The organism is Tepidimonas sp., from assembly GCF_036824975.1.
Taxonomy (GTDB): domain Bacteria; phylum Pseudomonadota; class Gammaproteobacteria; order Burkholderiales; family Burkholderiaceae_C; genus Tepidimonas.
In genome coordinates this window covers 1,578-10,315 of the sequence record NZ_DAISZC010000033.1, presented here as the reverse complement: position 1 = coordinate 10,315, position 8,738 = coordinate 1,578, and the positions used below count along the sequence as shown (strand labels likewise).

Sequence of the window (8,738 nt, the reverse complement as noted above, 5' to 3'; positions counted from 1 at the left end):
ATGCGGGCGACGAAGGGGCCTGAGCGGGCGTGCGCCCGTGAGGGGATGGCCCGCCTTAGGACAGATCGACCTGAACACCGGGGAGCTGAGCGGGCGCGCGCCCGTGAGGGGATGGCCCGCCCAGGGGCCGCTGTGACGCCGGTCGCAGCGGCCTTTTTTATGGGCCAGTGGCTGCGGTGTTGTTAGAGTCCACACCCGATGGTCGCTGCGAGCCTCAGCCACCCGCGGCGACGCAGGGCGCCTCGTTGCGGCGGCGTGCTGCGCATCCTTTTCTTGAACCCCCCAACGCTACCTCGTCGATGCCAAGCCCGATTGCCCTTGCGCAACAGCTGCCCGAGGTGGCGCGCGCCGTGGCCGCCGTGCGGCAGGGGCGCTCGCTGGCCGAGGTATTGCCCACCGTGCCGGCACGCCTGCGCCCCGGGGTGCAGGCGCTCACCTTCCTGACCCTGCGCCACGGCGGTGAGACGCGCGCGCTGCTGGCGCGGCTGGCACGGCGGCCGCCGCCTGCGCGCGTGGCCGCGCTGCTGGAGGCGGCGCTGGCGCTGCTGCTCGATGCCGAAGCTGGCTATCCACCCTATGCGGTGGTCGATCAGGCGGTGCGCGCCCTGCCCGGCGTGCAGGCCCCGGCGCTCAGTGGCTTCGTCAACGCCAGCCTGCGGCGCTTCCTGCGCGAGCGCGAGCCGCTGCTGGCGCAGATCCGCGAGAGCGTGGAGGCGCGCTGGAACCACCCTGCCTGGTGGGTGCAGCGGCTGCAGCGCGACCATCCGCACCACTGGCCCGCGGTGCTGGCGGCCGACAACCGGCCGGCACCGCTGGTGCTGCGCGTCAACCGGCGGCAAGTCGCGCGCGCAGCGTACCAGGCGCGCCTGGCTGCGCTGGGCTGGGCGGCGCAGCCGCTGGGCGAGGATGGCCTGGTGCTGGCGCAGGCGGTGCCGGTGCAGCAGCTGCCGGGCTGGGACGACGGTGCGGTGTCGGTGCAGGACGGCGCGGCACAGCTGGCCGCGCCCTTGCTGCTGGGTGCCGGACTGCCGCCTGGAGCCCGCGTGCTGGATGCGTGCGCCGCTCCCGGGGGCAAGACTGCCCACTTGCTGGAGCGGGCTGATCTGGAACTGTGGGCACTGGATGTGGACGCGGCGCGCACCGAGCGCATCCGCGACACGCTGCGCCGACTACGCCTGCCCGCCGCCGGCAGCCGGGTGCAGGTGCTGGCGGCCGACGCCGCCGACCCCGCCGCCTGGTGGGACGGCCGCCCGTTCGACGCCATCCTGCTCGATGCGCCGTGCACCGCCTCGGGCATCGTGCGCCGCCACCCTGACGTGCGTTGGCTGCGCCGTGACGACGACGTAGAGCGCCTGGCAGCGCAGCAGCAGCGCCTGCTGCGCGCGCTGTGGCCGCTGCTGCGGCCCGGTGGCTGTCTCCTCTACGCCACCTGCTCGGTATTTCGCGCCGAAGGGGCCGACGTGATCGCGGCGTTTTGCGCGCAGCACCGCGATGCGCAACGCCTGCCCGCCCCCGGCCACCTGCTGCCCGAGGGCGTGGCCGCCGACGGCCCCGTGTGCTCCGCTGCCGCCGACCCTGGCCTGGACCCGGCGGCGGTGCCCGATGGCTTGCTGCCGCCCGACATGGGTGACAATGCGCGGCGTGGCATGGACGGATTTTTCTACGCTCGGCTGCGCAAGGGCTGAGCCGGTGCGCTGGCGCCGGCGCACCGCGCTGTGCATGCTGCTGGCGGCCCCCCTGGTGCTGAGTGGGGCGGGTGCGCGACGCGCTGCCGCGCAGGGTGCCGCCAGCGACGCAACGGCGCCCCGGTGGCGGCTGGAGCGTGACCCCGACGGGCTGTACCTGACGGCGCGTGTTCCGCTGCAGTTGCCCGCCAGCCTGGGCGATGCGCTGCAGCGCGGCGTGCCGCTGCACTTTGTCTGGCACGCCGAGCTGTGGCGCCCGCGCTGGTACTGGACCGACCGGCTGCTGGCCCAGGCCACGCGCACCGTGCGGCTGGTGTTCCAACCCCTGACCGGACGCTGGCGGATGAGTGTGCACGATGGAGTGGCCGGCAGCGAAGGGCCGGCGGCGCTACAGCGTGTGCTGGAGTCGCTGGACGAGGCGCTGGCGCTGGTGCGCTCGGTGCAACGATGGCGCGTGGCGGCGTCCGCAGACCTCAACGGTGACGAGCGCCTGCGGGTGGAATTCCGCATCGACGCTGGACGCCTGCCGCGCCCGCTGCAGTGGCTGCCCGGACATGACGGTGGAACGCTGCCCGGGTGGCGAACGGAGTTGCGCGTGCCGGCGCTGACAGCCTCCGACGCCGGGGAGGGCCGGCCGTGAACGAGGCCCGCCTGCGCGATGCGCGCCGTGCGCGCAACCTGCGCTGGTTTTTGGCGCTGGCGCTGGTGTTCATCCTGGCGCTGGGGCTGGTGCTGTTTTACCTGCTGGCGCTGTCCACCGATCACCGCTCGCTCGACGCCACCGCCTACACCTGGCTGCTGGTGCTCAACGTGGCGGTGGCGGCAGTGCTGGCCGCCGTGCTGCTGTGGCTGGCGCTGCGGCTGGCGCTGCGGCTGCGGCGCGGGCGCTTTGGCAGTGTCCTGCTGCTGAAGCTGGCAGCCATCTTCGGCCTGGTGGGCGTGGTGCCGGGCGTGCTCATCTACTGGGTGTCGGTGCAGTTCGTCAACCGCGCCATCGAAACGTGGTTCGACACCCGCGTCGAGACCGCGTTGCGTGCTGGTCTGGAGCTGGGGCGCACTGCGCTGGATACCGTCAGCGCCGACTGGGCCGCCAAAACCCGCACGCTGGCGCTGACGCTGTCCGATAGCGGCGACGCGGCGGCGGCGGTGGCGCTGGAGACGTGGCGCGAGCAGCTCGGCGCCAGCGACGTCGTCTTGTGGACACCGCATGGGCGCGCGGTGGTCAGCGTCGGTGCGTCGCGCTTTCGGCTGGCACCGCAGCGCCCCACGGCCACCCAGCTGCAGCGCGCCCGCAACGAGCGCGTCATCACCTGGGTCGAGGGGCTGGACGAGCTGGAAGCCTTGGCCCAGCCGCGCGAGGTCGGCACGCTGCCTATCGACAGCCTGCCGCGCGTGCGCGTGCTGGCCTATGTGCCCGCGCTGGGGGCCGCTTTCGGGGCTGAGGGACGCTTCGTCGATGTCACCGCGCCGCTGCCGGTGGCGCTGGTGGCCAACGCGCTGGCGGTGCAGGTGGCCAACCGCGAGTACCAGGAACGCGCGCTGTTGCGCGGCACGCTGCGCCAGATGTACGTGGGCACGCTGACGCTGGCGCTGTTTCTGGCCGTGTTTGCCGCCGTGCTGCTGGCGGTGCTGCTGGGCAACCAGCTGGTGCGGCCCCTGCTGCTGCTGGCCGAAGGCATGCGCGACGTGGCGCGGGGCGACCTGGGGCCGAAAGTGGCGCTGCCGGCACGCGACGAGCTGGCCGGCTTGACGCGCACCTTCGCGCAAATGACGCAGGACCTGGCCGAGGCGCGCCAAGCCGTGCAGAGCTCCATGCAGCAGGTGGACGCGGCGCGCGCCAGCTTGCAGACGCTGCTGGACAACCTCACCGCCGGCGTCATCGTGCTGACGCCGGACGGGCGGCTGCGCAGCGCCAACCCGGGCGCGGCGCGTATGCTGCGTGTGCCGCTGGCGCAGCACCTGGGCCAGCCGCTGGCCGATATCCCCGCGCTGCAACTCTTCGCGGTCTGGGTGCAGGAGCAGTTTGCGCGCTTTGGTGCCGATGCGGACCAGGCCGATGACGGCGCGCACTGGCAGCAGCCCTACGAATGGCGTCTGGACGGGGCCGCTGGCAGCGGGCCTGAGGGCAGCGGCGTGCGCACGCTGGTGGTGCGTGGAGCGTGGCTGCCGGGGGGCGACCGGCTGCTGGTGCTCGACGATGTCAGCGACCTCATCTCGGCCCAGCGCGCCCAGGCGTGGGGCGAGGTGGCGCGGCGTCTGGCGCACGAAATCAAGAACCCGCTGACCCCTATCCAGCTGTCGGCCGAGCGGCTGGCCATGAAGCTCGAACCACGCCTGCAGGGACCCGAGCTGGCCGTGCTGCACAAGGCGGTGCGCACCATCGTTGACCAGGTCGAGGCCATGAAGCGCCTGGTCAACGAATTCCGCGACTATGCCCGCCTGCCGCCGGCGCGGCTGGCACCGCTGGACCTCAACGCCCTGCTGCGCGAGGTGGCCGCGCTGTACGAAGCCGCGCCGGTGCCGCTGCAGCTGGACCTGCAGCCCGAGTGCCCGCCGGTGCTGGCCGATGCGCACCAGATACGGCAGGTGGTGCACAACCTGGTGCAGAACGCGCAGGACGCCACCCCCGCCGACAGTGCGGCGGTGGTTACGGTGCGCACCCGCCACACTCCCGGCGGCCAGTGGGTGCGCCTGCAGATCATCGACGAAGGCGTGGGCTTCGCCGACGCCATCCTGCAGCGTGCCTTCGAGCCCTACGTGACCACCAAGGCCAAGGGCACCGGTCTGGGACTGGCGGTGGTCAAAAAAATCATCGACGAACACGGCGGCCGTGTCGAGCTGGCCAACCGGCGCGAGGGCGAGCGCATCATCGGCGCCCAAGTCTCGCTATCATTGCGAGTTGCAAATTTGCAACAGGCTGATCAGGGGGCTCCCACAAAGGAGTAAGGCAACGCGATGGCAAACATACTGGTCGTCGACGACGAGCTGGGCATCCGCGAGCTGCTGTTTGAGATCCTGGACGACGAGGGGCACAGCGTGGAGCTGGCCGAAAACGCCGCCCAGGCGCGTGCCGCGCGACAGCGCCAGGCCCCCGACCTGGTGCTGCTCGACATCTGGATGCCTGACATGGACGGCGTCACGCTCCTCAAAGAATGGGCGGCGTCCGGCCTGCTGACCATGCCCGTCATCATGATGAGCGGCCACGCCACCATCGACACTGCAGTGGAGGCCACCCGCATCGGTGCCATGGCGTTTCTGGAAAAGCCCATCACGCTGCAAAAACTGCTGCAGGCGGTGGACAAGGGCCTCAGCCGCGCGGCCGCCCGGCCCACCGCGGCGGCCAACGCGGCGGCGGGCGGCGCGGCGGCGACCGGTGCCCACGGTGGCGCAGCCGCTCAGCCGCGGTTGGTGGCGCTCAACGGAGGCGCCGCGGGCGCCGAGGCGGCCACGCCGTCGCCGGCCGCGCCTGATGCCGTTGCGGTGGCCACGCCGGCGGCAGGCTGGCAGGTGCTGGATCTGGATGCCCCGCTGCGCGAGGCGCGCGACGCGTTCGAGAAGGCCTACTTTGAGTTCCATCTGGCCAAGGAACAAGGCTCCATGACCCGCGTCGCCGAAAAAAGCGGCTTGGAGCGCACCCACCTCTACCGCAAGCTCAAGCAACTGGGCGTTGACCTGTCGCGCGTCAAGCGCAGCGCCGCCTGAACAGCGGCCCCATGCCGGGGTTGCCCGCTTTCGCGCTATAATGCGGCTACCGTGGCCCGGTAGCTCAGTTGGTAGAGCAGCGGACTGAAAATCCGCGTGTCGGTGGTTCGATTCCGCCCCAGGCCACCACCCATCAGCGCCCAACCCTAATCGGTTGGGCGTTTTGCTTTTGGCAAAGCTTCGCTTTCGTTGGCGGGTTCCGCGACACCACGCGGGGGTCGGCGCCGGTCTGCGTGTGCCATGCCGTGGCCGCCCGGCATGCTGACGTCGCGGCTGAAGTGCTGATCGGGCACAGCTGCGGCCTGCAGCGGTTCCTTGATGCGCACGGGCAGTCGCCACTTGCCGCGCCTGGGTTGGTTAAGCCGTAGTTCGCAGTGTACGTGCCAGAGCACGGTTTTTCGGGGAGGCTACACAGATCGTGGCCGACCGTCTGAACGGAGAGCAAGGAGCTCCTCAACACAAGGTGCCACTAAGTGGCATCCTTTACAAATGAGAAGAGTCTTCAAGACGCGCCACTTCGCTCGTTGGATGCGCAAGACCGAACTGACAGACGCCGGGTTGTGTCAAGCGGTCGAGGAGATGGCCGCAGGCCTCATCGATGCCGACCTGGGCGGTGGCGTCGTGAAAAAGCGCGTGGGCTTGGGCAACCGCGGCAAGCGTGGTGGCGCGCGCACCTGGATCGCCACCAACAAGGGCGATCGCGGGTTCTTCGTCTACGGCTTCGAGAAAAATGAGCGGACCAACATCGATGACGAGGAACGGGAGGCGCTGCGGGATCTGGCCGCCGATCTGCTGGCCCGTCCCGCGCGCCCGTTGGATGAATCCGCTGCCGACGGAGCATTGCAGGAGATTTGCCATGACAACCAAAGCTCAGTCCAAGAGCCGCCAGCTGCAGGCCGTTCATGAGACGGCGCATGACCTGCATCGCCTGGGCTTCATCGACAAGCGCAAGATGCGCAAGTACGACGCGCTGTGCCTGGAGCCGGTGCATGAATACGACGCTCAGAAAGTGCGCGCCTTGCGCGAACGCCTGCACTTGAGTCAGGCCGTGCTGGCCTCGGTCCTCAACACCAGCGTCTCGACCGTGCGCAAGTGGGAAGTGGGCGACAAAAAGCCCAGTGGTCCCTCGCAGAAGCTGCTCGACCTCATCGAACGCAAGGGGCTGGAGGCCGTGCTCTGAAGTCGCTGGGCACGAGCGCATGCCCAGCGCCTGGATGCGCTGCGCAAGACCGGCGTTCACGGCCCGAAGCGGTTCGGAATGCGCGGCCAGGCGGCCTGGCGCGGAATGCCGCGTTCCCGGTTGGTCAGCCGCATGGCGCAGAGGATACGGCAACCGTGGTTGGGCGGCGCGCGGTGGGGCTCGGGGGAGGCACAGGCCAACCGAGGCACTGCGTGGGCAAAGGCGGGGGGCGCTACCATCGCGCCCATGCTGACGGTGACCACGCTCAACCTCAATGGCATCCGCTCGGCCCTGTCCAAAGGGCTGGCCGACTGGGTGGCCAGCACCGCGCCCGACGTGCTGTGTGTGCAGGAACTCAAGGCCCAGCCCGGCGACTTGGCAGCAGCCGGGGCGCAGACGTTGGCCGGCTTGATGGGATACTTTCACTGCGCGGCCAAGAAGGGGTATTCGGGTGTAGGCATCTACACCCGCCACGAACCCAGCGACGTCGTCATGGGCATCGGCGTGCCTGAATTCGACGACGAGGGGCGCTACCTGGAGCTGCGCTTCGACACCCCGGCGCGGCGCTTTAGCATCGTCAGCGTGTATTTCCCCAGCGGCTCCTCGGGCGATGAGAGGCAGCAGGCCAAGTACCGCTTTTTGGACGCGATCGCCCCACATCTAGCGCGCCTGGCTGCCGAACGCGACGCCCTGGTCTGCGGCGACGTCAACATCGCCCACACTGAAAAGGACCTGAAGAACTGGCGTGGCAACCAAAACCACAGCGGCTTTCTGCCCGCAGAGCGCGCCTGGATGACGCGGCTGCTGGCCAGCGGCTGGGTGGACGTGTACCGCCGCCTGTATCCCGACGCCGAGGGTGAGGGCTACACCTGGTGGAGCCAGCGCGGTCAAGCCTGGGCTAAGAACGTCGGCTGGCGTATCGACTATCACCTGGCCACGCCCGCCGTGGCGGCGGCCGCGCGCGCCGCCACCGTCTACAAAGCGCAGCGTTTTAGCGACCATGCGCCGTTGACGCTGGCCTACGACGGGTGCCTGACGCCGTAGCCGCTGCGTGTTGCATCAAAGCGACACCGATGGCCCCACTTGGGGCGAACCCTGGCCCAACCGACGCCGGGTTGTGGTGCAATACGGTTCAGCTTCCCTACGGAGGCCGGTCGGGTCAGCCCCGGCCCCTGTTTCTAACCTGGACAACCTTGGAGAAATGACCATGAAAAAGACGCTCATCGCCCTGGCGGCCGTCGCAGCCACTGGGGCGGCTTTCGCCCAGTCGTCGGTTACCCTGTACGGCGTGGCAGACATCGGGCTTCAAGATACCAACGCGCCCGGCACCAAGGTGCAACTGAACAGCTCGGCCACGATGAACAACGGCACCTCCCGCTGGGGGATCCGTGGCACGGAAGACCTGGGTGGCGGCCTGAAGGCGGGCTTCAACTTCGAAGCGGGGCTGTCGCTCGATAACGGTGCGGCGGGCAACTTCAGCGGTGGATACTTTGGCCGTGCGGCGTACATGACGCTGGCCGGTGACTTTGGTGAACTCAGCCTTGGCCGTCGTCTGAATCCGGCGTTCAACACCGCTGCCGCGTGGGAATTGACCGGCGCCGCCAACTACTCGGCGGTCGTGAGCCAGTTCGGCTCGGTGCTGCGTGGCATCCGTTACAACGACATGATCATGTACACGTCGCCGTCGTTTAGCGGCGTGACCGTGCAGTTCGGTCATGTGCTCAAGGGAGACGCCGGCACGGGCGCCATCAACGACCTGTCTGTCCGTTATGGTCAGGGCCCGCTGGCCGTGGCATTCAACTACAACAAGCAAACCAACGTCGCTGGCAACAACAAGCACCTGGGCGCCAGCTACGACTTTGGTGGCTTCAAGGTCGCCGGTGCGTGGATCGACCCGGCTGGTGCCGCCAAGGGCTTTTCGATCGGTGGTACCGTGAAGGTGGGCACGGTGTCGCTGACCGCCGACTTCGTGCGCGACACCCACTTCGACGACACCGACTTCGTGCTCGAAGCGAAGTATCCGCTGTCGAAGCGCACCTTTGCATACACCGCTTACCTCAGCGATGGCAAGAAGAAAAATGGTGCGTTCAATGCTGCTAACGTCGGTAAGAATGTGAACGGTTTTGGTCTGGGTATCCGCCACAACTTCTGATCCAGGCGGCTGACTCGTG

Annotated in this window: 8 protein-coding genes and 1 tRNA gene; all 9 read left to right on the top strand. The window is 69.1% G+C overall.

Translation table 11 applies throughout. From position 1 onward, the window contains the following. Nucleotides 1-299: 299 nt before the first annotated feature. The 9 genes from rsmB to V7Z54_RS05510 all read left to right on the top strand — a co-directional run bounded on the left by rsmB (nt 300) and on the right by V7Z54_RS05510 (nt 8,719). On the top strand, nt 300-1,685 hold the full coding sequence (gene rsmB / locus V7Z54_RS05550) for a 16S rRNA (cytosine(967)-C(5))-methyltransferase RsmB (protein ID WP_334134992.1): 1,386 nt from the start codon (nt 300-302) through the stop codon (nt 1,683-1,685). Further along, nucleotides 1,642-2,325, top strand: a complete 684-nt coding sequence (locus V7Z54_RS05545; RefSeq protein WP_334134991.1) for a DUF4390 domain-containing protein — start codon at nt 1,642-1,644, stop codon at nt 2,323-2,325. The genes rsmB and V7Z54_RS05545 overlap by 44 nt, the downstream gene beginning before the upstream one ends. Continuing rightward, nucleotides 2,322-4,631: a sensor histidine kinase gene (locus V7Z54_RS05540; protein WP_334134990.1), complete on the top strand. Its 2,310-nt coding sequence runs from the start codon at nt 2,322-2,324 to the stop codon at nt 4,629-4,631. The genes V7Z54_RS05545 and V7Z54_RS05540 overlap by 4 nt, the downstream gene beginning before the upstream one ends. Nucleotides 4,632-4,640: 9 nt before the next feature. Continuing rightward, entirely contained in the window at nt 4,641-5,387 is a 747-nt protein-coding gene (locus V7Z54_RS05535) for a response regulator (RefSeq protein ID WP_334134989.1), read from the top strand. Nucleotides 5,388-5,440: 53 nt separating this feature from the next. Beyond that, a tRNA-Phe gene (locus V7Z54_RS05530) sits at nt 5,441-5,516 on the top strand. A 360-nt stretch (nt 5,517-5,876) separates the two neighbouring features. Further along, on the top strand, nt 5,877-6,293 hold the full coding sequence (locus V7Z54_RS05525) for a type II toxin-antitoxin system RelE/ParE family toxin (protein WP_334134988.1): 417 nt from the start codon (nt 5,877-5,879) through the stop codon (nt 6,291-6,293). Next, complete coding sequence (locus V7Z54_RS05520) at nt 6,244-6,567, top strand: helix-turn-helix domain-containing protein (protein WP_334134987.1); 324 nt, start codon at nt 6,244-6,246, stop codon at nt 6,565-6,567. Before V7Z54_RS05525 ends, V7Z54_RS05520 begins: the two co-directional genes overlap by 50 nt. A 246-nt stretch (nt 6,568-6,813) precedes the next feature. Continuing rightward, nucleotides 6,814-7,611: an exodeoxyribonuclease III gene (locus V7Z54_RS05515; protein WP_334134984.1), complete on the top strand. Its 798-nt coding sequence runs from the start codon at nt 6,814-6,816 to the stop codon at nt 7,609-7,611. A gap of 163 nt (nt 7,612-7,774) precedes the next feature. Then, the gene (locus V7Z54_RS05510) at nt 7,775-8,719 is read left to right on the top strand and encodes a porin (RefSeq protein ID WP_334134982.1); all 945 of its coding nucleotides are present in this window, start codon (nt 7,775-7,777) and stop codon (nt 8,717-8,719) included. The last annotated feature ends 19 nt before the right edge of the window (nt 8,720-8,738 follow it).